The 26,315-nt window shown below is 70.4% G+C and carries 28 protein-coding genes, 1 tRNA gene and 1 pseudogene; 20 read left to right on the top strand and 10 right to left on the bottom strand.

The features are described from left to right. Window positions 1–5 precede the first annotated feature (5 nt). Window positions 6–794 (top strand): RDD family protein, encoded by a 789-nt coding sequence (locus AC4IHM_RS20715; RefSeq protein ID WP_490868496.1) that lies wholly within the window; start codon window positions 6–8, stop codon window positions 792–794. A 22-nt stretch (window positions 795–816) separates the two neighbouring features. Here the strand turns inward: AC4IHM_RS20715 and AC4IHM_RS20720 are convergent, their stop codons facing one another. Further along, a complete protein-coding gene (locus AC4IHM_RS20720) occupies window positions 817–1,104 on the bottom strand; it encodes a hypothetical protein (protein WP_490868497.1) in 288 nt (95 codons plus the stop codon). Between the two features lie 415 nt (window positions 1,105–1,519). Between AC4IHM_RS20720 and AC4IHM_RS20725 the strand changes: the two genes are divergently transcribed. Together AC4IHM_RS20725 and AC4IHM_RS20730 are read left to right on the top strand one after the other, a co-directional pair. Beyond that, window positions 1,520–3,865, top strand: coding sequence for an immune inhibitor A domain-containing protein (locus tag AC4IHM_RS20725; RefSeq protein ID WP_490868498.1), 2,346 nt, complete (start codon window positions 1,520–1,522; stop codon window positions 3,863–3,865). 146 nt (window positions 3,866–4,011) lie between these two features. Next, window positions 4,012–4,370, top strand: a pseudogene (locus AC4IHM_RS20730) (hypothetical protein). Window positions 4,371–4,429: 59 nt separating this feature from the next. Here AC4IHM_RS20730 and AC4IHM_RS20735 read toward each other — a convergent pair. The 3 genes from AC4IHM_RS20735 to AC4IHM_RS20745 all read right to left on the bottom strand — a co-directional run bounded on the left by AC4IHM_RS20735 (window position 4,430) and on the right by AC4IHM_RS20745 (window position 7,720). Beyond that, complete coding sequence (locus AC4IHM_RS20735; protein ID WP_490868499.1) at window positions 4,430–5,383, bottom strand: aldo/keto reductase; 954 nt, start codon at window positions 5,381–5,383, stop codon at window positions 4,430–4,432. A gap of 306 nt (window positions 5,384–5,689) precedes the next feature. Then, window positions 5,690–6,277 carry a nicotinamidase gene (locus AC4IHM_RS20740; RefSeq protein ID WP_490868500.1) on the bottom strand — a complete coding sequence of 196 codons (588 nt, stop codon included), beginning with the start codon at window positions 6,275–6,277 and terminating at the stop codon, window positions 5,690–5,692. 90 nt (window positions 6,278–6,367) lie between these two features. Next, window positions 6,368–7,720 (bottom strand): nicotinate phosphoribosyltransferase, encoded by a 1,353-nt coding sequence (locus AC4IHM_RS20745; RefSeq protein ID WP_490868501.1) that lies wholly within the window; start codon window positions 7,718–7,720, stop codon window positions 6,368–6,370. A gap of 97 nt (window positions 7,721–7,817) precedes the next feature. Here AC4IHM_RS20745 and clpS point away from each other — a divergent pair, with 97 nt between their 5' ends. The 7 genes from clpS to AC4IHM_RS20780 all read left to right on the top strand — a co-directional run bounded on the left by clpS (window position 7,818) and on the right by AC4IHM_RS20780 (window position 12,668). Then, a complete protein-coding gene (gene clpS / locus AC4IHM_RS20750; RefSeq protein WP_490868502.1) occupies window positions 7,818–8,135 on the top strand; it encodes an ATP-dependent Clp protease adapter ClpS in 318 nt (105 codons plus the stop codon). Between the two features lie 41 nt (window positions 8,136–8,176). Next, window positions 8,177–8,785 (top strand): DUF2017 domain-containing protein, encoded by a 609-nt coding sequence (locus AC4IHM_RS20755; RefSeq protein WP_490868503.1) that lies wholly within the window; start codon window positions 8,177–8,179, stop codon window positions 8,783–8,785. 353 nt (window positions 8,786–9,138) lie between these two features. Beyond that, complete coding sequence (locus AC4IHM_RS20760) at window positions 9,139–10,566, top strand: amino acid permease (protein WP_490868504.1); 1,428 nt, start codon at window positions 9,139–9,141, stop codon at window positions 10,564–10,566. 159 nt (window positions 10,567–10,725) lie between these two features. Next, entirely contained in the window at window positions 10,726–11,148 is a 423-nt protein-coding gene (locus AC4IHM_RS20765) for a M67 family metallopeptidase (RefSeq protein ID WP_490868505.1), read from the top strand. A gap of 79 nt (window positions 11,149–11,227) precedes the next feature. Then, on the top strand, window positions 11,228–11,323 hold the full coding sequence (locus tag AC4IHM_RS20770) for a putative leader peptide (protein WP_490868506.1): 96 nt from the start codon (window positions 11,228–11,230) through the stop codon (window positions 11,321–11,323). 100 nt (window positions 11,324–11,423) lie between these two features. Continuing rightward, window positions 11,424–11,711 carry a MoaD/ThiS family protein gene (locus AC4IHM_RS20775; protein ID WP_490868507.1) on the top strand — a complete coding sequence of 96 codons (288 nt, stop codon included), beginning with the start codon at window positions 11,424–11,426 and terminating at the stop codon, window positions 11,709–11,711. A gap of 6 nt (window positions 11,712–11,717) precedes the next feature. Next, the gene (locus AC4IHM_RS20780) at window positions 11,718–12,668 is read left to right on the top strand and encodes a PLP-dependent cysteine synthase family protein (protein ID WP_490868508.1); all 951 of its coding nucleotides are present in this window, start codon (window positions 11,718–11,720) and stop codon (window positions 12,666–12,668) included. A 15-nt stretch (window positions 12,669–12,683) separates the two neighbouring features. Here AC4IHM_RS20780 and AC4IHM_RS20785 read toward each other — a convergent pair whose 3' ends face one another. Further along, window positions 12,684–13,145, bottom strand: coding sequence for a type II toxin-antitoxin system PemK/MazF family toxin (locus tag AC4IHM_RS20785; protein ID WP_490868509.1), 462 nt, complete (start codon window positions 13,143–13,145; stop codon window positions 12,684–12,686). Between the two features lie 205 nt (window positions 13,146–13,350). Here AC4IHM_RS20785 and AC4IHM_RS20790 point away from each other — a divergent pair, with 205 nt between their 5' ends. After that, on the top strand, window positions 13,351–14,103 hold the full coding sequence (locus AC4IHM_RS20790) for an MBL fold metallo-hydrolase (RefSeq protein WP_490868510.1): 753 nt from the start codon (window positions 13,351–13,353) through the stop codon (window positions 14,101–14,103). Between the two features lie 76 nt (window positions 14,104–14,179). Here the strand turns inward: AC4IHM_RS20790 and AC4IHM_RS20795 are convergent, their stop codons facing one another. Further along, window positions 14,180–15,445: a PTS transporter subunit EIIC gene (locus AC4IHM_RS20795; RefSeq protein ID WP_490868511.1), complete on the bottom strand. Its 1,266-nt coding sequence runs from the start codon at window positions 15,443–15,445 to the stop codon at window positions 14,180–14,182. 262 nt (window positions 15,446–15,707) lie between these two features. Then, complete coding sequence (locus AC4IHM_RS20800; RefSeq protein WP_490868512.1) at window positions 15,708–17,003, bottom strand: PTS transporter subunit EIIC; 1,296 nt, start codon at window positions 17,001–17,003, stop codon at window positions 15,708–15,710. A 196-nt stretch (window positions 17,004–17,199) separates the two neighbouring features. Between AC4IHM_RS20800 and AC4IHM_RS20805 the strand changes: the two genes are divergently transcribed. The 4 genes from AC4IHM_RS20805 to rdgB all read left to right on the top strand — a co-directional run bounded on the left by AC4IHM_RS20805 (window position 17,200) and on the right by rdgB (window position 19,501). Continuing rightward, the gene (locus AC4IHM_RS20805) at window positions 17,200–17,433 is read left to right on the top strand and encodes a PTS sugar transporter subunit IIB (RefSeq protein ID WP_490868513.1); all 234 of its coding nucleotides are present in this window, start codon (window positions 17,200–17,202) and stop codon (window positions 17,431–17,433) included. Between the two features lie 96 nt (window positions 17,434–17,529). Next, the gene (gene rph, locus AC4IHM_RS20810; RefSeq protein ID WP_490868514.1) at window positions 17,530–18,270 is read left to right on the top strand and encodes a ribonuclease PH; all 741 of its coding nucleotides are present in this window, start codon (window positions 17,530–17,532) and stop codon (window positions 18,268–18,270) included. Between the two features lie 186 nt (window positions 18,271–18,456). Continuing rightward, window positions 18,457–18,864 (top strand): hypothetical protein, encoded by a 408-nt coding sequence (locus AC4IHM_RS20815; protein ID WP_490868515.1) that lies wholly within the window; start codon window positions 18,457–18,459, stop codon window positions 18,862–18,864. 34 nt (window positions 18,865–18,898) lie between these two features. Next, a complete protein-coding gene (rdgB, locus tag AC4IHM_RS20820; protein WP_490868516.1) occupies window positions 18,899–19,501 on the top strand; it encodes an RdgB/HAM1 family non-canonical purine NTP pyrophosphatase in 603 nt (200 codons plus the stop codon). 17 nt (window positions 19,502–19,518) lie between these two features. On the opposite strand, the gene AC4IHM_RS20825 is transcribed toward rdgB, so the two are convergent. Both AC4IHM_RS20825 and bcp read right to left on the bottom strand, forming a co-directional pair. Beyond that, a tRNA-Leu gene (locus tag AC4IHM_RS20825) sits at window positions 19,519–19,605 on the bottom strand. A gap of 42 nt (window positions 19,606–19,647) precedes the next feature. Continuing rightward, the gene (gene bcp, locus AC4IHM_RS20830) at window positions 19,648–20,115 is read right to left on the bottom strand and encodes a thioredoxin-dependent thiol peroxidase (protein ID WP_490868517.1); all 468 of its coding nucleotides are present in this window, start codon (window positions 20,113–20,115) and stop codon (window positions 19,648–19,650) included. A gap of 93 nt (window positions 20,116–20,208) precedes the next feature. Between bcp and AC4IHM_RS20835 the strand changes: the two genes are divergently transcribed. Together AC4IHM_RS20835 and AC4IHM_RS20840 are read left to right on the top strand one after the other, a co-directional pair. After that, window positions 20,209–20,541, top strand: a complete 333-nt coding sequence (locus tag AC4IHM_RS20835) for a DUF3618 domain-containing protein (RefSeq protein WP_490868518.1) — start codon at window positions 20,209–20,211, stop codon at window positions 20,539–20,541. Between the two features lie 23 nt (window positions 20,542–20,564). Then, window positions 20,565–20,921 carry a GroES family chaperonin gene (locus tag AC4IHM_RS20840; protein ID WP_490868519.1) on the top strand — a complete coding sequence of 119 codons (357 nt, stop codon included), beginning with the start codon at window positions 20,565–20,567 and terminating at the stop codon, window positions 20,919–20,921. 70 nt (window positions 20,922–20,991) lie between these two features. Here the strand turns inward: AC4IHM_RS20840 and AC4IHM_RS20845 are convergent, their stop codons facing one another. Continuing rightward, window positions 20,992–23,397 (bottom strand): transglycosylase domain-containing protein, encoded by a 2,406-nt coding sequence (locus tag AC4IHM_RS20845; RefSeq protein WP_490868520.1) that lies wholly within the window; start codon window positions 23,395–23,397, stop codon window positions 20,992–20,994. Window positions 23,398–23,653: 256 nt separating this feature from the next. On the opposite strand from AC4IHM_RS20845, the gene AC4IHM_RS20850 reads away from it, so the two are divergent. The 3 genes from AC4IHM_RS20850 to AC4IHM_RS20860 are packed head-to-tail and all read left to right on the top strand — an operon-like array spanning window position 23,654 to window position 26,296. Next, entirely contained in the window at window positions 23,654–24,460 is an 807-nt protein-coding gene (locus AC4IHM_RS20850) for an ABC transporter permease (RefSeq protein ID WP_490868521.1), read from the top strand. Beyond that, window positions 24,453–25,295 (top strand): ABC transporter permease, encoded by an 843-nt coding sequence (locus tag AC4IHM_RS20855; RefSeq protein WP_490868522.1) that lies wholly within the window; start codon window positions 24,453–24,455, stop codon window positions 25,293–25,295. Before AC4IHM_RS20850 ends, AC4IHM_RS20855 begins: the two co-directional genes overlap by 8 nt. Before the next feature lie 5 nt (window positions 25,296–25,300). Then, window positions 25,301–26,296, top strand: coding sequence for an ABC transporter ATP-binding protein (locus AC4IHM_RS20860; RefSeq protein WP_490868523.1), 996 nt, complete (start codon window positions 25,301–25,303; stop codon window positions 26,294–26,296). Window positions 26,297–26,315: the final 19 nt, after the last annotated feature.

The raw sequence follows: 26,315 nt of genomic DNA on the forward strand, positions 1-26,315 counted from the left end.
GGGCCATGAGCAGCGAACCGCCCACCGGAGCCGGCGGGCAGCCGCCGGAAGACGACCCGTTCAGGAAGCCTCCCTCGTCCCCCGAACCGGGCCGGGACCCCGGCCCCGGCCCCGGCGCGGGCGGTACGGGCTCGCCGTACGACAGTCCGCCCCCGCCCGGAGGAGACGCCGGCCAGCCCCCGCCGTACGGCGGCAGCGAACGCCCGCCCCCCGGTGAGGGCGGGCCCTACGGCGCTCAGCCTCCCGGTGGCGGCGGGCCCTACGGCGGGCAACCCCCCGGTGGCGGCGGCCCCTACGGCGGTGACCCGTACGGTGGGGGCTCCTACCCCGCCGATCCGCTGTCCGGCATGCCCCCGCTCGCCGACAGCGGGCGGCGTACGCTCGCGCGGATCATCGACATGATCCTCGTGGGCATCGTGGTCTGGCTGCTCAGCTGGGCGTTCAACGTCCAGGAGTACCAGGTGGACGGCGACGACATCGCGGTCGGCAAGTCCTTCGGGCAGTCCGTGATCGCCGCCGTGCTCTACATCGGCTACGACACCTACATGATCACCAAGACGGGCCAGACCCTCGGCAAGAAGTGGCTCGGCCTGCGCGTGGCCAACCTGGACAACGGCGCCACGCCCTCGGTGCGGACGTCACTGGTCCGCGCCCTGGTGCTGTGGATCCCGTTCGCCTTCTGCTGCGCCTGCGTGTGGACCATCATCGCGGGCGGCTGGAGCTTCTTCGACCGGCCCTACAAGCAGGGCCTGCACGACAAGGCAGCCAAGACGGTCGTGGTCAGCGCCCGTTGACGACACGGACGCCCGCGAAGGCTCAGGCGGCCCGACCGCGCGCCGAGTCGCCCGCACCCGCGGAGACCCGGGCCGCGGCCGGCACCGGCTCCCGGGCCGCGGCGGGCCCGCGGGACGGCACGGCGGTCACGGGACGGGTCCCGGGCTGCGGGACCGCCAGGGCGACCAGCAGCCCGAGGGCCAGCGAAGCGACGGTGACGAGGGCGATTCCCGGACCCGAACTCGTCCGGGACAACAGCAGCATGGCGAGCGTCGAGAAGATCACCGTGCACGAACCGTAGGCGAACTGTGCGGCAGTCGGACGGGGCATGGCCATCGTGTCCTCGGAAGACGATCTTGAAGTGTGACCGGCTGTCGGCCTGGCATTCCGCCGGCTTCCGGGCGTTCCGCCAAGCGACTCTAACCGGCTGTGTGCCCGAGTGGAACCGCTAGTAAGCGTGACCCGACAGACAGTGCCGATGCACAGGGGGCGCACGGATTCATGGCATCCGGCAAGTGGACGGTCCCGCGCGCCCGTCGGGCGCCGCGGCCGACCGGTCCGTGGTCCGCGGAGCGAACGACGGCTCCGCCTAGTGCACTTGTCCTGCTCAAGTCAAGGTCTGTCTTTTCAGTCGAACCTCTAGTCAAATGTCGTCACTTGACTACACGCGTTGAACACGCGTGCGCGGACTTCGCACCGACCTTGTCCCCCCATCCGCGCGCGTCGACGCGGGGGAGGAAATCAAGTGACCAGTAGATCCTGGACGTTCAGAGCGGCAGCGGCCACCGTCGCGCTCGCCGCCGCCACCGTCTCGCTCTCCGCGGCCGGTGTCGCGCAGGCGGACTCGCCGGCCCGGCCGGAGGGCGTGGACCGCCACGACCCGCACCCGGAGAAGGGCACGCGCTCCCACGACCTCAAGGGCCCCCTGAGCGACACTCAGGCCGCCCAGCGCGAGGAGGCCCTCAGCCAGGTCATATCCGGCAAGAGTTCGGTGAAGAAGAAGGGCGGCTCCAACGTCGTCCAGCTCAAGGGCAAGAAGGGCGACAGCAAGTACGTCGAACTGGGCCGGGAGAAGACGGACAAGATCTTCACCATCCTGGTCGAGTTCGGCGACCAGGTCGACAGCCGCTACGGCGGCGACCCCGGCCCGCTGCACAACGAGATAGCCGAGCCGGACCGCGCGACGGACAACTCCACGGCCTGGCAGGCGGACTACAACCGGGAGCACTTCCAGGACCTGTACTTCGGCTCGGGCAAGGGCGTCAACTCGGTCAAGACGTACTACGAGAAGCAGTCCTCCGGCCGCTACTCGGTCGAGGGCGAGGTCTCCGACTGGGTCAAGGTCCCCTACAACGAGGCCCGTTACGGCTCCAACAAGTGCGTCCCCGACACCTGCGCCTGGTACGCGGTGCAGGACGGCGTCACCGCCTGGGTCGAGCAGCAGCAGGCGGCCGGCCGGACCGACGCCGAGATCAAGTCCCAGCTCGCCCAGTACGACCAGTGGGACCGCTACGACTACGACGGCGACGGCGACTTCAACGAGCCGGACGGCTACATCGACCACTTCCAGATCGTGCACGCCGGCGAGGACGAGTCCGCGGGCGGCGGCGCGCAGGGCGAGGACGCGATCTGGGCCCACCGCTGGTACGCCTTCGGCACCGACGCCGGCGCCACCGGCCCCGACCAGAACAAGCTCGGCGGCACCCAGATCGGCGACACCGGCATCTGGGTCGGCGACTACACCATCCAGCCGGAGAACGGCGGACTCGGCGTCTACGCCCACGAGTACGGCCACGACCTCGGCCTGCCGGACCACTACGACACGGCCGGCGGCGAGAACTCCACCGGGTTCTGGACGCTGATGTCCTCCGGTTCCTGGCTCGGCACCGGCCGCAACGAGATCGGCGACCTGCCCGGCGACATGAACGCCTGGGACAAGCTCCAGTTGGGCTGGCTCAACTACGACACCGCCAAGGCGGGCGTCAGTTCCTGGCACAAGCTGGGCGTGGCCGAGTACAACACCAAGCACAAGCAGGGTCTGGTCGTCGAGCTGCCGAAGAAGGCAGTCACCACCGAGATCGTGACCCCCGCCGAGGGCGAGACCCAGTGGTGGAGCGGCAGCGGTGACGACCTCAGAAACACGCTGACCCGAGGCGTCGACCTCACCGGCAGGTCGTCCGCCGCCCTCACCCTGGACGGCTGGTACGACATCGAGTCCGGCTACGACTACCTCTACACCGAGGTGTCCACCGACGGCGGCGCCAACTGGACCGCCGTGGACGGCACGTTCGACGGCCGCCCGATCGAGCGCGACGGCAGCGGCAAGCCCGCCCTGAGCGCCACCGTCGACGCCTACGGCAAGCTCGTCTACCCGCTGGACGCCTACGCGGGCCAGAAGATCGACCTCCGCTTCCGCTACCAGACCGACGGCGGCGTGGCCCAGAAGGGCTTCGCGGCCGACGAGATCACGGTGACGGCCGACGGGGAGACCCTCTTCGCCGACGACGCGGAGACCGCCGACGACGCGTGGACGGCCACCGGCTTCTCCCGCGTCGGCGCGTCCTTCACCAAGGACTACGCGCAGTACTACATCGCCGAGAACCGGCAGTACGAGTCGTACGACAAGACGCTGAAGACCGGCCCGTACAACTTCGGTTTCTCGGACCGCCCCAACTGGGTGGAGCACTACGCGTACCAGAACGGCCTGCTGATCTGGAAGTGGGACACCTCCCAGGCGGACAACAACACCAGCCAGCACCCGGGCGCCGGTCTGGTCCTGCCGGTCGACTCGCACCCGACCGCGCTGAAGTGGAAGGACGGCACGCTGATGCGCAACCGCTTCCAGACCTACGACTCGGCGTTCAGCCTCTACCCCACGGGCGGCATGACGCTGCACAAGGCGGGCGTGGCGAAGACCGTCCCGGGCTCGAAGGGCGTCTCGGTCTTCAACGACCGCAAGAGCGACTACTACGACGAGGCGAACCCGGCCGGCAGTGTCAAGATCACTGACACCAACACGAAGATCAAGATCCTGAAGGAGGCCAAGAATGGCTCGACGATCGAGCTTGAGGTCGGCCCTGCGGGCAGGTAAATAGCGTCTTCGCAGGTCAGAGCGTGATCGGCGGTGGCCCCCTGGCGGGTCGCCGCCGATCCGTGTTTAGGTGCCTCCTGTGGTTCTCTTATTGACACCAGGTCCGAGACCCGGACCGGCACCGGCTGACACGGGGGTATGACCGCATGGCCGCAGGAGGCTTCTGCAAGCTGCCGAACGGCACCGTGGTGGTGGCACTCAACCTGCCGCGCCCCGTCGCCGTCGGCGGGGCGCGCACACCCCCGGGGGAGTGCGCGTACTGGTCCACGCCCGCAACCGGGCGCGCGCCCTGACCAGGCTGCGCAATCTGGGCCTGCGCGCGGTCTACCTGCGGGGCAACGCGGCCCCGCCGACCCCGGACGAGGTCACGGCGGTCCTGCACCACCCCGACGGCCTGATATGGCGCACGGCTCCGGTGGCCGGCGCGGTGGGCGGTCCCGACCTCGTCCAGGAGCTGTGGCACCCGATCCGGGCCCTGCTCGGACGCCCGACATCGGCTGCCTGAGCGGAAGAGGCACGGCCGAAAGCCATGAGCCGGCTTCGAGCGACGCGCGGGGCCAGGGATCACATTTCGTGTTCCCAGCTGCCGCGGGTGTTCACCTGCGCGGCAGCCGCGAGGGACTCCAGCTCGGTGATCTCGTCGTCGGTGAGGGCGACGCCGGTGGCGCGCACGAGGCCGTCGATGTGCTGCGGCTTGGTCACTCCGATGATCGGCGTGGTGCCCTTCGCGATCGCCCACGCGGTCGCGATGTCCGCGGCGGACGCCTCCCGGGCCCGTCCGAGCCGGGCGAGCCCGTCGGTCAACGCCGTCAGCCGGGGGAGCACGGCGTTGTAGGCCCGAGCGCGGACGCTGCCCTGCGGCATCGGGCTCTTCGTGTCGTACCGGCCGGTGAGCGCGCCCTGCTCAAGCACCATGTAGGCGTAGAAGCGGATGCCGTTCTCGCGGCAGTGGTCCAGGATCCCGGCCTCCTCGGAGCTTCGGTAGAGCAGGCTGTAGTGGTTCTGCACGGCCTCGACGCGGAATCCGGCCTCGCCGAGGATCCGGTCGGCGAGCCGGATCTCCTCCAGACCGTGGTTGGAGACGCCGACGTGCCGGATCCTGCCGCTCTCCAGCAGGGGGACCAGATGCGCCGTCCACCGAGTGACATCCGCCGGGTTGTGGATCCAGTAGAGATCGACGTAGTCGGTGCCGAGATTCGCCAGGCTTCGCTCAAGCATGTCGGCCACCGGGTTCTCGCCGTCGCCCGCGATCTGCGGGGTGAACTTGGTCGAGATCCGGTAGTCGCCGCGGTCGTACCGCTTCAGGACCTCGCCGAGCACCTGCTCGGAGCGGCCCATGCCGTAGACCAGCGCCGTGTCCCACAGGGTGAGCCCGGCAACCTGGGCCTTGTCGGCGACCTCTGCCAGGACCGCCCGGCTCAGCTCGCTGCCGAAGTATCCGTCGCCGCTCCGCCCGCTGTCGCCCCAGGCCCAGGTGCCGAGGCCGACCGCGGCGGGCCGCAGATCTTCGTTCGTCATGTCGGTCCCCTCTCGACGCGTGTGCCGCTGCCGTGCGACCGCGGCAGGCGCGTCTCGCGCTCCCCGCGTGCGACATCCATGACACGGCCTGTCCCGCACGGGCAGCAGTCCCTGCTCGTCCGGGTACCAGCACAGCCTCCCTCACGACGCGGACGGCGGCCACCGTGGCACGCGTGGACGCAAAGGCGGAGGTCCGTGACTTCCTGACGACTCGCCGCGCCCGGACCACTCCTGGACGAGGCCGGTGAACCGGCGACACGAGGCGAGGAGTTCCGGCGACGGAGTTCCCCTCCGACCCGGCCTGGGCTACCGGACGACCGGCCTGCCGGACAGCTCCACGTCCGCCTCCCGCAGCTCCTCCAGTGCCCGCTCGGTGGTCTGCGCGGCCACCCCGGCGGTCAGGTCGAGCAGCACCCGGGTGCGGAAACCCGCGCGGGCGGCGTCCAGGGCGGTCGCCCGTACGCAGTGGTCGGTGGCGATGCCCACGACGTCGACCTCGTCGATCTCCCGGGCGCGCAGCCACTCGGCGAGCTTCGTGCCGTTCTCGTCGGTGCCCTCGAAGCCGCTGTAGGCCGCCGAGTAGGCGCCCTTGTCGAAGACGGCGTCTATCGAGCCGGAGGCGACGGCGGGGGCGAAGTTCGGGTGGAAGCCGACCCCCTCGGTGCCTGCCACGCAATGCGCCGGCCAGGAGTGCACGTAGTCGGGGTGGTCGGCGAAGTGGCCACCCGGTGCGATGTGGTGGTCGCGGGTGGCCACGACGTGGCGGTAGCCGGCGGGCGCCTGCCCGATCAGCTCGGTGATGGCGGCGGCCACGTCGGCACCGCCGGACACCGCGAGGCTGCCTCCCTCGCAGAAGTCGTTCTGTACGTCGACGACGATCAGGGCGCGGCGCATGGTCGGTGTCCTTCGACTGGATCGGCTGCGGAATTCGGTGGGACGGTCGGGGGCGGGCGGAGTGCGCGCGCCGTTTCACGGCGCACCGCTTTAGTTACCCGAGCCCCCGTGCGCGTACTCCGTGGGAATGACGGGTTCTCCCCGGGAGAGCTGGGTGGCCGAGAGCGGAAGATTGGCGCGGGCCGCCGCGTGCCGGTCCCGGGCGGCGTCCAGCGGCTCGCGGGCGACCACCTCGCCGCCCCTGACCAGCTCGACCAGGAGCTGCCGGTCGGAGAGACCGTCGGGCACCGGACCGGTGCCGACCACCTCGGCCTCGGCGTAGCCGTACGCGTCCAGCCGCCGGGCGGCCCACTTGCGCCCGCCGATCGAGGTCTTGCCGCCGGTCGACCTCTTCGCCACCGCCACCAGCGGCGCCGCCTCGCCCGCGGAGCCGGACTCGGCGCGGGCGACGAGCTTGTAGACCATCGAGGCCGTCGGATGCCCGGACCCGGTCACCAGCTGGGTGCCGACGCCGTACGCGTCCACGGGCGCCGCCGCCAGCGAGGCGATGGCGTACTCGTCCAGGTCGGAGGTCACGACGATCTTCGTCTCGGTGGCGCCCAGCTCGTCCAGCTGCTGGCGCACCCGGTGGGCGACCAGCAGCAGGTCACCGGAGTCGATGCGCACGGCGCCCAGCTCGGGCCCGGCGACCTCCACGGCCGTACGGACGGCCTCGGCGACGTCGTAGGTGTCCACGAGGAGCGTGGTGTCCCTGCCGAGCGAGTCGACCTGGGCCCGGAAGGCGTCGCGCTCGCTGTCGTGCAGCAGGGTGAAGGCGTGGGCGGAGGTGCCGACGGTGGGGATGTTGTAGCGGAAGCCGGCGGCCAGGTCGGAGGTGGTCGCGAAGCCGCCGATGTAGGCGGAGCGGGCGGCGGCGACGGCGGCCAGCTCGTGGGTGCGGCGGGCGCCCATCTCGATCAGCGGGCGCTCCCCGGCCGCGGAGGACATGCGGGAGGCGGCGGCTGCGATCGCGGAGTCGTGGTTGAGGATGGAGAGGATCACGGTCTCCAGGAGCACGCACTCGGCGAAGGACCCCTCGACCCGCATGATCGGCGAACCCGGGAAGTACACCTCGCCCTCGGGATAGCCCCAGATGTCACCGCTGAAACGATACTGCGCGAGCCAGTCCAGGGTTTCGCCGTCGACGACGTCCTTCTCCCGGAGGAAGCGCAGGACGCCCGGGTCGAAGCGGAAGTTCTCCACCGCGTCCAGTACGCGTCCGGTGCCGGCCACCACGCCGTAGCGCCGCCCGTCCGGAAGTCGCCTGGTGAAGACCTCGAACACGCTCTGGCGTGCGGCCGTGCCCGCCTTCAGGGCGGCCTGGAGCATGGTCAGTTCGTACTGGTCCGTGAAGAGCGCCGTCGACGGGACGTCCACCGGCAGCCCATGGTCGGCTGTGTTCATGATGAGGATCGTACCCCCATTTCGTCAGTCTGACGATTTGTGGGGCGTGACGCCGCCCACAAGGCCGTTTGTGCGGGTGCCCACCTGTGGTGGCAGCATGGGTGGTGTGACGTCAGCCGCACCCATGGAGATCGAGAAGACCGAGCCGGCGGAGGAGGTCTTCGCCGTACCCGAGCCCGACGTGCCCTGGGTGACGATCGTCCACAATGATCCCGTCAACCTCATGAGCTACGTGACGTACGTCTTCCAGTCCTACTTCGGCTATTCGAAGGACAAGGCCACCAAGCTCATGATGGACGTCCATCACAAGGGCCGGGCGGTCGTCTCCAGCGGCTCGCGCGAGGAGATGGAAAGGGACGTCCAGGCCATGCACGGCTACGGTCTGTGGGCCACCCTCCAGCAGGACCGGAAATGACCCACGCCCGCCCGCAGGACGGAAGTAGCTGAATCGCCCTCATGCCCGGACAATTCGAACCGCTGGCCGGCGGCGGTGCCGCCGTCGCCCTCGACGACGTCGAGATCTCCATCATCCGCTCCCTGGCCGTGCAGCTCCTGGAGCTGATCGGCCCGGGTCCCGCCGAGGACGCCTCCGACGACCCGCTCGCCGAGCTGTTCACCGACGGCCCGAGCGAACCGCCCTCCGACCCGGTGCTGCGGCGCCTGTTCCCGGACGCCTACGGCGACCCCGAGGGCACCCCGCAGGCCCGGGAGGCCGAGGAGCAGCGGGCGTACTCCGCGGAGTTCCGCCGCTACACCGAGAACGACCTGCGGGCCGGCAAGCGCGAGAGCGCCCTCCTGGTGATCCGCACCCTGGACGCCGTGGCGTCCGGGTCGGCGGGCGACGGCGGGGCGGTGCTGAAGCTGTCGGCGGAGGAGTCGAGGCAGTGGCTGAGCGCCCTGAACGACCTTCGCCTGGCGATCGGCTCCCGCCTCGAGATCGCCGACGAGGACGACACCGACCTGCTCTACCGGCTCCCGGACGAGGACCCGCGCAAGCCGATGGTGATGGCGTACCTGTGGCTCGGCGGGCTCCAGGAGTCCCTCGTCGCGACCCTCATGCCCTGAACGCGGCGGTTCGACCGGGCCCGGTGTCCGCTCAGCGGAGCCTCAAATCCGGATAACGATCCCGTCAAATGACGCGCCCTTTTTTGCACCCCAGGGGCGCTTTTTGTCCGCCTCCGTCTGTGTGACACATCACAGGTGGCCCCTGTGATCAGCGCCGTCACCGTGGTAGATCTTCACGACCGCCCGGTGAACACCACCCGCATGTTCGGCCGGGTGCGCCACCGAGCCGGTTGACCGCCGGCCAGGCACCGAGCGGGATGTGAGGCCCGCTCAGCTCCATCATCCGGGGGGATCGAGACCCGATCCGAGGCCGACGAAAGGCCCGGGTCGGCATGGAGAAAGGCGCATCACACATGACCTCTGCGCAGGTCGACACGGAGAAGGCCCCCGAAGAGGGCTACGAGCGCGGACTCAACAGCCGCCAGGTCCAGATGATCGCGATCGGCGGCGCCATCGGCGTCGGCCTCTTTCTGGGCGCCGGGGCCAACATCGCCAAGGCCGGCCCCAGCATCATCCTCATGTACGCCCTGGCCGGCCTGATCATCTTCTTCATCATGCGGGCGCTCGGCGAGCTTCTGCTCTACCGGCCGGTCTCCGGCTCCTTCGCCGAGTACTCGCGCGAGTTCCTCGGCCCCTTCTTCGGCTACTTCACCGGCTGGACGTACTGGCTGATGTGGGTGGTCACCGGCATGGCGGAACTCACCGCCGCCGCCATCTACATCCACTACTGGTTCCCCGACATCCCGCAGTGGGTGTCGGCCCTGGTCTTCCTGGTCCTGCTGTTCGTGGCCAACCTGATCTCGGTGAAGCTGTTCGGCGAGATCGAGTTCTGGTTCTCGATGGTCAAGGTCACCGCCATCATCGGCATGATCGTGATCGGCGCAGGCGTGCTCACCCTCGGCTTCAGCCAGGCCGGCGACACCGCCGCCGTCTCCAACCTGTGGGAGTTCGACGGCTTCTTCCCCAAGGGCATCGGCTCGTCCCTGATGACCTTGCAGGGCGTCATGTTCGCCTACCTCGCCGTGGAGCTGGTCGGCGTCACCGCCGGCGAGTCGGAGAACCCGGAGAAGACCCTCCCCAAGGCGATCAACACCCTGCCCTGGCGCATCGCGCTGTTCTACGTCGGCGCCCTCACCGTCATCCTGGCCGTGGTGAAGTGGACCGAGTTCGCCGAGGGCGTCAGCCCCTTCGTGAAGGCCTTCACCGTCATCGGCATCCCGGCCGGCGCCGGCATCGTCAACTTCGTGGTGCTCACCGCCGCCCTGTCCTCCTGCAACTCCGGCATGTACTCCACGGGCCGCATGCTGCGCACCCTCGCGGACAACGGAGAGGCGCCCAAGGTCTTCAAGCGGCTGTCCTCGACCAGGACCCCGGCCATCGGCATCGCCCTCTCGGTGGTCTTCATGGGCATCGGCGTCGTCCTGAACTACATCGTCCCGGAGAAGGCCTTCGGCTACGTCACCTCCGTCGCCACCGCCGCCGGCATCTGGACCTGGCTGATGATCCTGATCAGCCACGTCCGCTACCGCCGCAGGGTCGTCGCGGGCCGCCTGCCCGCCTCCTCCTTCCCGGCGCCGGGCGGCTCGGTGTGCTCCTGGGTCGCCATCGCCTTCCTGCTCTTCGTCACCTGCCTGATCGCCTACGACGCCGACGCCCGGGTCTGCCTGTACGTGATGGCCGGCTGGGCCGCCGCCCTCGGCATCGGCTGGGCGGTGCTCAAGGGCCGCAACCCGGAGATCACCGAGCCGCGCGGCGAGCCGGAACTCGAACAGATCGGCTGACGGGCGACGCCCCCGACCAGCGCGTTCGCGCGCCTCGCGGACGCCCGGCCGCCCGGGGTGCTCGTGGCACCCGGCGCGGCCACCGCTCAGGGCGTCCGGCATATGGGCCGGTCCGTACCACCCACCGGTACGGACCGGCCCGTTGCCTATGCTGGCCGCATGCTGACCATCACCCAGGCCCTGTACGACCAGATCGTCGCCCATGCGCGCGAGGACCACCCCGACGAGGCGTGCGGCGTGGTGGCCGGCCCCGCGGGCCGGGGCCGCCCCGAGCGGTTCATCCCGATGCTGAACGCGGCCCGCTCGCCGACCTTCTACGAGTTCGACTCGCAGGACCTGCTCAAGCTCTACCGGGAGATGGACGACCGGGACGAGGAGCCGGTGATCGTCTACCACTCCCACACGGCCACCGAGGCCTACCCCTCCCGCACCGACATCGCCTACGCCAACGAGCCCGGCGCCCACTACGTCCTGGTCTCCACGGCGGACACCGACGACGCCGGTGAATTCCAGTTCCGCTCGTTCCGGATCCTGGAAGGCGAGGTCACCGAGGAAGAGGTCGAGGTCGTGGAGGCGTACTGATGCCACATGGCGGACAGAAAGCGTCCGGTGCGTGGGATCACACTCCGGGAGCCGGAGGGGGAATCGATACGATGAGCCCATGGTTCTTCTCGACGTGAGCGAAAAGGCGCCGGGCACGATGCTCGTGGCGCGGCTGCACGTCGACCTGTGCAGGCTGGAAAGCGCCATCTGTTGATCTTCGGCTGCCGCCGTGCGGCCGTGAGCCGCGGCGCGCTGCCGCGTGCCGCCGCGTGCTCTCAGTACCCACGACAAACTTCCGACAGGAGCCCTCAGCCATGGCCATCGAGGTCCGCATCCCGACCATCCTCCGCCAGTACACCGACGGCCAGAAGGCGGTGGAGGGCACCGGGGACACCCTCGCCAAGCTCTTCGCCGACCTCGAGACCCGGCACGCGGGCATCCGGGCCCGCCTCGTCGACAAGGAGAACGGCGACCAGCTGCGCCGCTTCGTCAACGTCTACCTGAACGACGAGGACGTGCGCTTCCTGGACGGCATCGACACCAAGCTCGCCGACGGCGACAGCATCACGATCCTGCCGGCGGTCGCCGGCGGTATGGCCTGATACCCGATGCGCCACGACTCCCCGCTGGCCGCGGTGGGCAACACCCCCCTGGTGCGCCTGCCGCGGCTCTCGCCGTCCGACGACGTGCGCCTGTGGGCCAAGCTGGAGGACCGCAACCCCACCGGCTCGATCAAGGACCGTCCCGCGCTCCACATGGTCGAGCAGGCGGAGAAGGACGGCCGCCTCACCAAGGGCTGCACCATCCTGGAGCCGACCAGCGGCAACACCGGCATCTCGCTGGCCATGGCCGCCAGGCTCAAGGGCTACCGCATCGTCTGCGTGATGCCCGAGAACACCTCGCGGGAGCGCCGGGACCTGCTCGCCATGTGGGGCGCGGAGATCATCGCCTCCCCGGCCGCGGGCGGCTCCAACACCGCCGTACGGGTCGCCAAGGAACTCGCCGCCGAGAACCCGGACTGGGTGATGCTCTACCAGTACGGCAACCCGGACAACGCGGGCGCCCACTACGCGGGCACCGGCCCCGAGATCCTCGCCGACCTGCCCTCGGTCACCCACTTCGTGGCCGGACTCGGCACCACCGGCACCCTGATGGGCGTCGGCCGCTATCTGCGCGAGCACAAGCCGGACGTGCGGATCGTCGCCGCCGAGCCGCGCTACGACGACCTGGTGTACGGGCTGCGCAACCTCGACGAGGGCTTCGTCCCCGAGCTGTACGACGCCTCCGTGCTCACCACCCGCTTCTCGGTGGGCTCCGCCGACGCGGTCACCCGCACCCGCGAGCTGCTCCAGCAGGAGGGCATCTTCGCGGGCGTCTCCACCGGTGCCGCGCTGCACGCGGCGATCGGGGTCGGCAGGAAGGCGGTGCGGGCCGGCGAGAGCGCGGACATCGTGTTCGTCGTCGCCGACGGCGGCTGGAAGTACCTCTCCACCGGCGTCTACACGGCCGCCACCACCGAGGAGGCCATCGAGGCCCTCCAGGGCCAGCTCTGGGCCTGAGCCGTTCCTGATCCCTCAGCCGGCGAGGTGACGGACCCGGTCCCACAGGGCCGGGTCCACCACGCCCACCCGGCGCCGGAAGTCCCGCACGGGCACCTCCCGCAGCTCGCCGGTCTCCAGGAAGCTCGTCCGCCCCGCCGCGTCACCGACCGAGCCCGGCGGCAGCGTGATCACCCCGGCCCGCCCCTCCCGGTGCCGGCTGGTGATCTTCGCGACCAGCACCCGCCGCCCGCGCACCGAGATCACCAGACACGGCCGGTCCTTCGCGCCGTCGGAGTCCTCGTACGGCACGTTCGCCCACCAGATCTCCGCGGGCCGCGGCCCGGCCTCCCGCCCGCGTCCCGTGGGCCGGCCGGGGGGCCGCCGGCTGCCGCCCGGCCGGGGAGGCCGACGGCCGCGTCCCCAGCCGTCGACGACCGTGGCGACGAGCGCGAGCAGTACCACCGCCGCGAAGGCGAGCCACCAGGACGTGTCCATACCGACGACGGTACCGGCGCGCCCTCGCCGTCGCGCGCCCCTTCGGCGGTCCCGTGCGCCCCACTTCCAGCCGAACCGGTGACGCCGCAGGTGAGTTCGCCCACAACGGCCCCTGGCGGAGGAGCGACCCGAGGTTTTGCGCCTTACGCTCGACGGACCGCACGACCCCCGTCTCTCCACACGCGCCAGCGGAGGTTTCTGCTTCATGAAGCTCACCGTCGTCGGCTGCTCGGGGTCGTTCCCGTCCGCGGAATCGGCCTGCTCGAGCTACCTCGTCGAGGCCGACGGCTTCCGGCTGCTCCTCGACATGGGCAACGGCGCCCTCGGCGAGTTGCAGCGCCACTGCGGTCTCTACGACCTCGACGCGATCTTCCTCAGCCATCTGCACGCCGACCACTGCATCGACATGTGCGCCTACTTCGTGGCGCGCTACTACCGGTACGACGGCGGCCGCTGCGCCCCGCTCCCGGTCTACGGACCCGAGGGCACCGAGCACCGGCTCACCACCGCCTACGCCGACACGCCCTCCGCCTCGTCCATGAGCGAGGTCTTCGACTTCCACACGATCAAGCCGTCCACGTTCGAGGTCGGCCCGTTCACCGTGCACACCGAGCGCGTCGCCCACCCCGTGGAGGCCTACGCCATCCGCGTCGAGCACGGCGGCAGGTCGCTGACCTACTCCGGCGACACGGGCGTCACCGGCACGCTGGACGAACTCGCCCGCGACACCGACCTGTTCCTGTGCGAGGCCGCCTTCACCCACGGCAAGGAGAACATCCCCGACCTGCACCTCAACGGCCGCGAGGCGGGTGAGTCCGCCACCCGCGCCCGCGCCCGGCGCCTGGTGCTCACCCACATCCCCCCGTGGACCGACCCGCGGGTCAACCTGACCCACGCGCGCGAGGTCTACGACGGGGTGGTGGAGGTCGCCGCGCCCGGCGCGGTGTACGAGATCTGACGGCGCGAAACGCGCGAAAGGCGGGGCCCGGCCGGTGACGGCCGGGCCCCGCCGCGTGAGCGCGTGCGGGTGACGCCTATTTGCCCTCCGCCTTCTGCAACTCGGCGAGTTCCTCGTCCGACTCGCGGCCGGGCGTTGGCAGGTTGAACTTGGTGATCGCGAACCGGAAGACCACGTAGTAGACGGCCGCGAAGCACAACCCCACCAGGGCCAGGCCCCATGGGTTGCTCGCGATGCCCAGGTTCAGGAAGAAGTCGACCGCGCCGGCCGAGAAGCCGAAGCCGTCCTTCATGCCCAGTGCCCAAGTCAGCGCCATCGAGACGCCGGTGAGCACCGCGTGGATGGCGTACAGCGCCGGGGCGATGAACATGAAGGTGAACTCGATCGGCTCGGTCACACCGGTGACGAACGACGTGAGCGCGAGCGAGAACATCATGCCGCCGACGACCTTGCGGCGCTCGGGGCGGGCGCAGTGCACGATCGCCAGGCAGGCGGCGGGCAGCGCGAACATCATGATGGGGAAGAAGCCCGTCATGAACTGACCGGCGCTCGGGTCACCGGCCAGGAAGCGGGCGATGTCGCCGCTCTTGCCCTCGTAGTCGCCGGCCTGGAACCAGGGGAAGGAGTTCAGCAGGTGGTGCATGCCGACCGGGATCAGCGCGCGGTTGGCGACACCGAAGATGCCCGCGCCGACCGCGCCCGAGCCGACCAGCCACTCGCCGAAGTTGTGCAGGCCGGTGCCGAGGACCGGCCAGATGTAGCCGAAGACGATGCCGAGGATCAGGCCCGCGAAGGCGGACAGGATCGGAACCAGGCGCCGGCCGCCGAAGAAGCCTGCCCAGTCGGGCAGCCTGGTCCGGTAGAAGCGCTGGTACAGCAGCGCGACCACGAGGCCCATCACCACGCCGCCGAGGACCTTCGCGTCCACGGGCGCGTCCGTCATGACGACCTTGCCGTCGACGACCTGCGCCACCTGCGGCAGGTTCTTGTCGGTGAACGTGGCCAGTACGTTCTTGAAGGCCAGGTAGCCGACGACCGCCGCCAGCGCCGTCGAGCCGTCCGACTTCTTGGCGAAGCCGATCGCGATGCCCACGGCGAACAGCAGCGCCATGTTGTCGAGGATGGCGTTGCCGCCGGCCGCCATGAACCCGGCTATCTTCGTCAGGAACGTGGGGAACTCCGGGCGGCCCAGCATGTCGGTGTTGCCGAGGCGCACCAGCAGCGCGGCGGCGGGCAGCACCGCGACCGGCAGCATCAGGCTGCGGCCGATGCGCTGCAGCACGGCCATCACGCCGGCGCCCTTCTTCTTCTCGGCCGCGGGCGCGGCACTGGGCGTGGTCACAGCATCCTCCAGGGGGCAGGGCGCGCCGCCCGGTCGTACGGAGTGGATGGGGACGGCGTTGGCGCAGGTCTAAACCACTGAGTGGTGTAGACCTGTTGTAGCACGATGAAGGCCGGGTGAGGAACCCGCGATCGCGCGACCGGGAGGCTACGCCCCGTGCCGGATCCGGGGCACTGCCGGGCCCCGGCGAGGGCATGCCGAAGGCCCCCGGACCAACGGTCCGAGGGCCTTCGCGAGACCAGGATCCAAGGGTACGCGAGGTCTACACCTTCGTGACGTCCTCCACCTCGTCCTCCGGCTCCCGCCCCGGGGTCTTCAGGTCGAACCTGGTGATCGCGAACCGGAAGACCAGGTAGTACACCGCCGCGAAGCACAGGCCGATCGGGATGATCAGCCACGGTCTCGTCGCCAGGTTCCAGTTGATGACGTAGTCGATCAGCCCCGCCGAGAAGCTGAACCCGTCCTTCACGCCGAGCCCCCACGTCACCGCCATCGACACACCCGTCAGCACCGCGTGCGCCGCGTACAGCAGCGGGGCGATGAACAGGAAGGAGTACTCCAGCGGCTCCGTGATCCCCGTCACGAACGAGGTCAGCGCGACCGAGAGCATCAGACCGCCGACCTCCTTGCGCCGGTGCGGCTTCGCGCAGTGCGTGATCGCCAGGGCCGCCGCCGGCAGCGCGAACATCATGATCGGGAAGAAGCCGGTCGTGAACTGACCCGCGTTCGGATCGCCCGCCAGGAACATGTTGATGTCCCCGTGCACCACCGTGCCGTCCGGCTTCGTGTACGAACCGAACTGGAACCACATCGGCACGTTCAGGAACTGATGCAGGCCGATCACCAGCAACGCCCGGTTCGCCAGCCCGAACACGCCCGCGCCCCACGCGCCCAGCCCGGTCAGCCAGTCGCTGAAGCTCTCCAGCGCGTCACCGATGGGCGGCCACACCCACAGGCACAGCGCGGCGAACACGATCGCCACGAACGCCATGATGATCGGCACCAGCCGCCGCCCGTTGAAGAAGCCGAGCCAGTCCACCAGCCTGGTGCGGTGGAAGCGCTGCCAGAAGTACGCCGCCATCAGCCCCATCACGATGCCGCCGAAGACACCCGGGTTCTGGAAGGTGAACGCGGTCACCGTCCCCGAGCCGTCGGTCAGCCGGCAGCCGATCTGCGGGATCGCCTCCGACCCCGAGGGGCAGTCCTCCGGGAACTGCCGCAGCACGTTGTAGTAGACGAGGAACCCCGCCACCGCCGCCAGCGCCGTCGAACCGTCGGACTTCCTCGCCATCCCGATGGCCACGCCCACGCAGAACAGCAGCGGCAGCCCCAGCGACCCGTCGAGCAGCGCGCCGCCCGCGCCGGTCATCACCTTCGAGACGTTCGACCAGCCGAGGCCGTCGTCCCCGAACACGTCCGGCTGCCCCAGCCGGTTGAGAATGCCCGCGGCGGGCAGGACCGCGATGGGCAACTGAAGGCTGCGGCCCATCTTCTGCAAGCCCTGGAACGCCTTGTTCCAGTGGACTCGGGCGGGACTGGCCGCGCTGTCGGCACTCATCCGGTCTCCATCCGGTCGCTCGGGAGTCCCCTTGTGCGGGAGGAGGTTGGGCAGCCGTCGTAAGGTGGTGTAGACCAGCTGACGGACGGTTCCGCTGTCGTGACGCCATCATTGGGTACCCGCCGCATGGTCGCTCGCGAAGCTGGGCCAACTGTGGGTTACTGCGACAAAGCGGTCCGGATCAGGGAGAAGGAACATGGCCAGCAAGGCTGAGAAGATCGTCGCCGGCCTCGGCGGCATCGACAACATCGACGAGATCGAAGGCTGCATCACCCGCCTGCGCACCGAGGTCAACGACCCCGCGCTGGTCGACGAGACCGCCCTGAAGGCCGCCGGCGCCCACGGCGTCGTCAAGATGGGCACCGCCATCCAGGTCGTCATCGGCACCGACGCCGATCCGCTCGCCGCGGAGATCGAAGACATGATGTGAGCCACCGCCCGGGGGTGTTGTCCGGATCGGGTCGCGGCAGTCCTGCGGCCCCACGTCCGCGGCATGATCCGGACGGCACCCCCTAAGCTCTCCCGCATGTCACGCATCGACGGCCGCACCTCCCAGCAGCTCCGCCCCGTCACCATCGAACGCGGCTGGAGCAAACACGCCGAAGGATCCGTCCTCGTCTCCTTCGGCGACACCAAGGTCCTCTGCAGCGCCTCCCTCACCGAGGGCGTCCCACGCTGGCGCAAGGGCAGCGGCGAGGGCTGGGTCACCGCCGAGTACGCCATGCTTCCCCGCGCCACCAACACCCGCGGCGACCGCGAGTCGGTCAGGGGCCGCATCGGCGGCCGCACCCACGAGATCAGCCGGCTCATCGGCCGCTCCCTGCGCGCCGTCGTCGACCACAAGTCGCTCGGCGAGAACACCGTCGTCCTGGACTGCGACGTCCTCCAGGCCGACGGCGGCACCCGCACGGCGGCGATCACGGGCGCCTACGTCGCGCTGGCCGACGCCATCGCCTGGGCCCAGGGCAGGAAGCTCGTCAAGGCCGGCCGCAAGCCCCTCACCGGCACCGTCTCCGCCGTCTCCGTCGGCATCGTCGCGGGCGCCCCGCTCCTCGACCTCTGCTACGAGGAGGACGTCCGCGCCGACACCGACATGAACGTCGTGTGCACCGGCGACGGCCGCTTCGTCGAGATCCAGGGCACCGCGGAGGCCGAGCCCTTCGACCGCGACGAACTCAACGCCCTGCTCGACCTCGCCGCCGCCGGCTGCGCGGACCTCGCCCGGCTCCAGCGCGAGGCCCTCGACACGGTCCTCGGCGAGCGCTAGGAGGCGACCAGCGGCAAAGGGAACGCCAAGGACACCAAGGGCGTCCCAAGGAAAGGCGGTTGAAGGCGCAACTCCGCCGGCCGCCGCCGCGTCACTAGCAGTACGGACGTACGGTCCACCACCGTACGTCCGAAGCCGCACGTACCCGGGCCGTCCGGCCCTGTCCCCAGGGGAGGACCGAGAAGCATGGGCGCGACCCGCCACCGCCGCCTTCGCCGTACCGCCGTCACCGTCGCGACCGCGGCGGCCCTCGCCCTGACGGCCGGGCTCACCACCGGCTGCGACGCCGTCGACAAGGCGCTCGACTGCGTCCGCACCGCCGACGCCATCGCCGACAGTGTCACCGAACTCCAGCAGGCCGTGGAGGACGCGTCCGACGACCCGACGCAACTCGAGGAATCCCTCGACTCCATAGACGACAACCTCGGCAGGATCGGCGACCGGACCGACCACGCCGACCTCGACAAGGCGGTCGACGGCCTCGGCGAGGCGGTCGACAACGTCCGCACCTCGGTCGAGAACGGCGACACCACCCCCGACCTCAGCCCCGTCACCGAGGCGGCGGGTGAACTGACCAAGGTCTGCACGCCGTGACGGACGGGCTCCGCGGTCCCGGATACTGGCCCTCATGACCCGCCTGATCCTCGCAACCCGCAACGCCGGGAAGATCACCGAACTGAGGGCCGTCCTCACCGACGCCGGCCTGCCCCACGACCTGGTCGGCGCGGACGCCTGCCCCGACCTCCCCGATGTCAGGGAAACCGGCGTCACCTTCGCCGAGAACGCCCTCCTCAAGGCCCACACCCTGGCCCGCGCCACCGGCCTGCCCGCCGTCGCCGACGACTCCGGCCTCTGCGTCGACGTGCTCAACGGCGCGCCCGGCATCTTCTCCGCCCGCTGGTCCGGCACCCACGGGGACGACAGGGCCAACCTCGACCTCCTCCTCGCCCAGATCGCCGACATCGCCGACGAGCACCGGGGCGCCCACTTCGCCTGCGCGGCCGCCCTGGCCCTGCCCGACGGCACGGAGCGGGTGGTCGAGGGACAGCTGAGGGGCACCCTGCGCCACGCCCCCGCCGGCACGGGCGGGTTCGGCTACGACCCGATCCTCCAGCCGGAGGGCGAGAGCCGTACCTGCGCCGAGCTGAGCGCGCGGGAGAAGAACGCGATCAGCCATCGCGGCAAGGCGTTCCGGGCACTGGTGCCGGTGGTGCGGGACCTGCTCGGCTGAGCAGCCGACGAACATACTGGTGCGGCCGGAGGGACTCGAACCCTCACGGGAGTTACCCCACTGGGACCTAAACCCAGCGTGACTGCCAATTCCACCACGGCCGCCCGGCGCTGCTGCCCGGCCATGCTACTGGCCGGGCGGCACCGTCAGATCCCCAAGTCCTTGATGATCTTCGCCACGTGGCCCGTCGCGCGGACGTTGTACAGGGCGCGTTCGACCTTGCCGTCCTCGTCCACGACGACCGTCGAGCGGATGACGCCCAGGTACGTCCTGCCGTAGTTCTTCTTCTCGCCGAAGGCGCCGTACGCGTCCAGGACCTTCTTGTCCGGGTCGGCGAGGAGGGTCACCTTGAGGGATTCGCTCTCGCGGAACCTGGCCAGCTTCTCCGGCGTGTCCGGCGAGATGCCGATCACGTCGTACCCGGCGCCGGCCAGCAGGTCGAGGTTGTCCGTGAAGTCGCAGGCCTGCTTGGTGCAGCCGGGGGTAAGCGCGGCAGGGTAGAAGTAGACGATGACCTTGCGGCCCCGGTGGTCGGACAGGGACACCTCGTTGCCGTCGGCGTCCGGGAGGGTGAAGGCGGGGGCCGGGTCCCCGCTCTGGAGTCGCTCGCTCATCGATCCAGCGTAACCGGGGGTCCTGACAGTGCGGCGAGGGCCGGAGCTGACAGACTGTCCGGAACAGCGTCAGCAGACTTCGGAGGCCGTACGGTGGCGGACACGTCGGACATCAGAACCCCGGCGCAGATCGAGGCGGACATCAAGCGCCGCCGCGAGGTGCTGGCCGAGACGCTCGACGAGATCGGGATGCGGGTGCACCCGAAGACGATCGTGGGCGATGCCAAGGCCAAGGTCGCCTCCAGCGTCGACCACACCCTCGGACGGGCGTACGTCGAGGTCAACAGGGTGGTCAGCGAGGTGAGGTCGCAGTTCGTGGACGAGGAGGGCTCGCCGCGCCTGGAGCGGGTCGTGCCCGCCGCGCTCGTCGTGGCCGGCGTGGTGGGGCTGCTCGCCCTCGGCGGCACCCGGCGGCGCAGGCGCTGAGCGCGGGCAGGTAGGTTCAGGGCGTGAGCGCCAAGAGAAACGAGCACAGTTCCCCGGACGACAAGCTGCCCATCCGGATGCTGCACGACCGCGTACTCGTGCGGCAGGACACCAGCGAGGGCGAACGGCGTTCCGGGGGCGGGATCCTGATCCCCGCCACGGCGGCCGTCGGCCGCCGGCTGGCCTGGGCCGAGGTCGTCGCGGTGGGACAGAACGTACGGACCGTGGAGCCGGGCGACCGGGTCCTGTACGACCCGGAGGACCGCGCGGAGGTCGAGGTGCGGGGCGTGGGCTATGTGCTCATGCGCGAGCGCGACCTGCACGCCGTGGCCGCGGACCGCTTCGAGGGCTCGGAGGACTCCACCGGGCTGTATCTGTAGGGCAGTCGGAAAAAGGGGCTGGTGACCACGGTCACCAGCCCCTTTTTCCGCTTGTCGGCACCGCGCGCCGTCACGGCCGCCGGGGTGTGATGGGGATGCCGGCGATCGTCCCGGTGTCCGGGTCGCCGCCGCCGGCGCCCGTGGTGTCGCCGCCCTCGGTGCCGCCGCCGTTCGACGCGTCGTCGCCGCCTCCGTCGCCGCCGCCCGTGGGACCGGGTTCGCCGGTGTCGCCGCCGGTGGTGGCGCCGCCGTCCGGCGGGTTGCCGGTGTCGCCGCCGGTGTCGCCCGGCGGGGTGCTCGCGCCGCCGGTGTTGCCCGGGGCCCGGCTGCCGGTGCCCTCGTCGCCGGTGGCTCCGTCGTCCGGGGTGCCGCTCTCGTCGCCGGTGCCCGGCGTGGTGGAGGAATCGCCGGACGGGGGCGCGGTCACCTCGGCGCCCGTCTGGAGTCGCAGGTCGAAGTCGGTGACCGGTTCGCCCTTGAGGGCGTCGCGGGTGTACTGGCCCCAGATCTCCGCGGGCGGGCCGCCGCCGTTGATCCGTTGCAGGCCCAGCGCGCCGTACAGCGACTTGTGGGCGGCGGTTTCCGGGTCCTGGCCCATGACGGAGACGACGGTGGCGAGTTCGGGCGTGTAGCCGGCGAACCAGGCGGCCGTGTCCTCCTCGGCGGTGCCGGTCTTGCCGGCCGCGGGCCGGCCCGCGGCCTGGGCGGCGGTGGCGGTGCCGTTCTCGACGACGCTGCGCAGCACGGACGTGGTCGTGTCGGCGGCCTCGCGGCTGACGGCCTGGCGCTCGCGCCGCTCGGGCAGCGCGATCTCCTGCCTGCCGTCCTTGGTGACCTTCTCGATCAGCGTGTACGTGCCGTGCTTGCCGTGGTTGGCGATGGTCGCGTACGCCTCGGCCATGTCGAGGGGGCTCGCGGTGGCGACGCCGAGGGCGATCGAGGGGGACGCGGTCAGCTCGGGGGTGTTCTTGGAGAGCCCCAGGTCGATCGCGGTCTGCTGGACCTTGTCGGAGCCGACGTCCACGGCCATCTGGGCGTACACGGCATTGATGGACTTGTCGGTGGCCTCGCGGACGGTGACGTTGCCGTAGTCGCGGTGGTCCTCGTTCTCCGGGGCGTAGCGGCCGCCGCTCCAGCCCTGGACGGGGCGCTCGCTGGTGCCGTCGTAGGTCGTGTTCGGGTTGATCACACGGCCGTCCTGGGTCCGGGAGTGGTTCTCGACGGCGGACGTGAACACGAAGGGCTTGAAGGTGGAGCCGACCTGGAAGTCGCGGCGGGTGGCGTTGGGCGTGTACTGCTTGACGTAGTCGATGCCGTTGTACATCGCGACGACCTTGCCGGTCTTCGGGTCGACGGAGGCGCCGCCCGCGCGGACGTAGGCGTCGACCTTGCGCTCCTTGTCCAGCTTGGACATGAGCTTGTCGTCGACGGCCTTGACGAAGGCGTCCTGCTTGTCCTTCTGCAGGGTGGTGGTGATGCGGTAGCCGCCGCGGTCGAGTTCCTCCTCGCCGACGATCTTGTTCTTGACCAGGTGGTCCTTGACGATGCCGACGACGTATCCGCGCTGTCCGGACATGCCGGTGGAGACCGTGTTCGCCTTCGGCGCCGGGAACTTCGCGGCGGCGCGGTCGGAGGCGCTGAGCCAGCCCTTGTCGACCATGCCGTTCATCACGTAGTTCCAGCGGGCCTCGGCGGCCGGCCGGTTCTCGGGGTGGGCGACGACGTCGTACTGGCTGGGGGCGTTGAGCAGGGAGGCGAGGTAGGCGCCCTGGCCGGCGGTGAGGTCCTTGGCGTCGATGCCGTAGTAGGCCTGGGCGGCGGCCTGGATGCCGTAGGCGCCGCGGCCGAAGAAGCTGGTGTTGAGGTAGCCCTCCAGGATCTCGCTCTTGCTCTTCTCCCGGTCGAGCTTGATCGAGATGAAGAACTCCTTCACCTTGCGGCTGACGGTCTGCTCCTGGGCGAGGTAGTAGTTCTTGACGTACTGCTGGGTGATGGTGGAGCCGGACTGCTTGCCCTTGCCGGTCGCGGTGTTCCAGCCGGCCCGGACCATGGCCCCCGGGTCGATGGCGGACTCGCTGTAGAAGTCGCGGTCCTCGGCGGCCAGGACGGCGTGCTGGGCGTCCTTGGAGATGCGGGAGAGGCCGACGCTCTCCCGGTTGACCTCGCCGTCGCGGGCGAGGACGCTGCCGTCGGCGTACAGGTAGACGTTGCTCTGCTTGGTCGCGAGCGCGTTGGCGGCCGGGATCTGGACCAGGTGGTAGCCGAGGAAGAAGCCGCCGACCACCAGCAGGAGGCCGACGACGACGGTGCTCAGCACGATGCGCCAGGTCGGGATCAGCCGGCGCCATCCGGTGCGCTTGGGCCGCTTGGGCTTCGGCGTCCTGCCCGGCTGCCCCGCCGGACCCTCGCCGGCCGCCCGTGGCTCTCTCGGCGCCCAGCCCTGGTTCGGCTGCTCCGGCTGCGGCTCGTCGCTCATCTCGTGCACGGACTCCTGTTTCACTTCGTACGGTTTTCGCATCGTACGGTTTTCGCGTCGTACGGTCTGGTCTCGTACGGCCTTGTACGCCTCTGCGTCCTCTGCGGCTTCTACGCCTTCTGAGGTCCTCTGAAGAAGACTCTCGCACCGGGCGTTCCGTTCCCACTCGACGGCACACCCGTGAAATTCCGTGGCACGGAACGCCGCGTTCCCCGTAGGCTCCTGCGCTTTGGTGCCGGTCGGGAGGGGGAGGACGGTGGATGCGGGCTCGGGGCGGTTGTACGTGGCCGTCGCGGCGGGAGGATTCCGACGGTACGCGACGTATCGGGCGGCCACCGCCGCCGGGGTGTTCACCAACACGGTCTTCGGACTGATCCTGGTGTACACCTATCTGGCTCTGTGGGACGAGAAACCGCAGCTCGGAGGGTACGACCAGGCGCAGGCCGTGACCTATGTGTGGCTCGGGCAGGCCCTGCTGGCCGCGGTGGCGATCGGCGGCGGCGGATTCGAGGACGAGCTGATGGAGCGCATCCGTACGGGTGACATCGCCGTCGATCTGTACCGGCCGGCCGACCTCCAGTTGTGGTGGCTCGCGGCCGACGTGGGGCGGGCGCTGTTCCAACTGGCGGGGCGCGGGGTGCTGCCGTTCGCCTTCGGGGCGCTGTTCTTCCCGATGGCGCTGCCGCGCGAGGCCGCCACCTGGATGGCGTTCCTGGTGGCGGTGGGGCTGGCGATGGTGGTGGGTTTCGCGCTGCGGTATCTGGTGGCGCTCTCGGCGTTCTGGCTCCTCGACGGCCAGGGGGTGACGCAGATGGCGTGGCTGGCCGGGATGTTCTGCTCGGGGATGCTGCTGCCGCTGAACGTGTTCCCGGGCACGCTCGGCGAGATCGTGCGGGCGCTGCCGTGGTCGTCGCTGCTCCAGGCGCCGGCCGACGTGCTGCTCGGCGAGGCCGAGCCGCTGGGGACGTTCCTCTTCCAGGCGTCCTGGGCGGTGGCGCTGCTGGCGCTCGGGCGGCTGGTGCAGTCGGCGGCGACGCGACGGGTGGTGGTCCAGGGTGGCTGAGGCGACGGGCACACGGGTGCGGCGCGGCCGGGCCGCGGAGGGGCTGCGCGCGTACGGACTGATCGCCATGATGTGGATCCGGTCGACGATGACCTACCGGGCGTCCTTCGCGCTGACCACCTTCGGGAACTTCGCGATGACCGCGCTGGACTTCGTGGCGATCCTGCTGATGTTCTCCCGCGTCGACGTGCTGGGCGGCTGGTCGCTGCCCGAGGTGGCGTTCCTGTACGGGCTGTCCGGGGTCGCCTTCGGCCTCGCCGACCTGGCGATCGGCTCGATGGACCGGCTGGGGCGCCGGGTGCGCGACGGCACGCTGGACACGCTGCTGGTGCGCCCGGTGCCGGTCCTCGCCCAGGTCGCGGCGGACCGCTTCGGGCTGCGCCGGCTGGGCCGGGTGGCGCAGGGGCTGCTGGTGCTGGGCTACGCGCTGGTGGTCGTCGACATCGACTGGACGGCGGCGAAGCTGCTGCTGATTCCGGTGGCGCTGCTCAGCGGGGCCGGCATCTTCTGCGCGGTGTTCGTGGCGGCGGCGGCCTTCCAGTTCGTGGCGCAGGACGCCTCCGAGGTGTCCAACGCCTTCACCTACGGCGGTACGACGATGCTGCAGTACCCGCCGGCGGTGTTCGCGCCGGACCTGGTGCGGGGAGTGACCTTCGTGCTGCCGCTGGCCTTCGTGAACTGGCTGCCGGCGAGCTATGTGCTGGGGCGGCCCTATCCGCTCGACCTGCCCGCGTGGGTGGCGTTCGCGCCGCCGCTGGTGGCCGTGGCCTGCTGTGTGCCGGCGGGGCTGGCGTGGCGGGCGGGCCTTCGTTCGTATCGGAGTACGGGGAGTTGAGAGCGTTGGCCGAGAGCGACACCGCGGGGCCGGGTACCGGGGCCTTCATCGAGCTGGACGGCGTCGAGAAGGTCTTCGACGTGCGCAAGAAGACGGGCTTTCTGAAACGGGAGCTGCGGCGGGTGCGGGCCGTGGACGGGCTGTCGTTCACCGTGGCGCGCGGCGAGATGGTCGGCTACATCGGCCCGAACGGCGCCGGGAAGTCGACGACGATCAAGATGCTCACCGGCATCCTGACGCCGAGCGGGGGCCGGCTGCGGGTGGCCGGCATCGACCCGTCCCGCGAGCGGATGCGGCTGGCGCACCGCATCGGAGTGGTGTTCGGGCAGCGCACGACCCTGTGGTGGGACCTGCCGCTGGCCGACTCCTACCGGCTGATGCACCGCATGTACCGCATCCCGGACGCCCGTTACCGGGAGAACCTGGAGCGCTGCGTGGAACTCCTCCAGCTCCACGAGCTGCTGGACGTGCCGGTGCGGCAACTGTCGCTGGGGCAGCGGATGCGCGGCGACATCGCGGCCGCGCTGCTGCACGATCCCGAGGTGCTGTACCTGGACGAGCCGACGATCGGCCTCGACGTGGTGTCCAAGGCCAAGGTGCGGGGCTTCCTGCGGGACCTGAACGCGGAGCGCGGCACGACGGTGCTGCTGACCACGCACGACCTCCAGGACATCGAGCAGTTGTGCTCGCGGGTGATGGTCATCGACCACGGGCGGCTGATGTACGACGGCGCGCTGGGCGGGCTGCACGAGGCGGGGGAGAGCGAGCGGACGCTCGTGGTGGACCTGGAGCGGGAGTTGCCGCCGATCGAGGCGCCGACGCCCGCGTGGGTGGTGCGGGTGGAGGGGCCCCGGCAGTGGCTGGCGTTCCCGGCGTCGGCCTCGGCGGCGGCTCTCGTGGCGCGGATCGCGGCCCGGTATCCCCTGGTGGACCTGTCGGTTCGGGAGCCGGACATCGAGTCGGTGATCGCCAAGATGTATGCGGAACGCACGAGCGCGTAGTCTCCGGCGCGGCGACCTC

The sequence above is a fragment of the Streptomyces sp. SL06 genome (assembly GCF_058244745.1).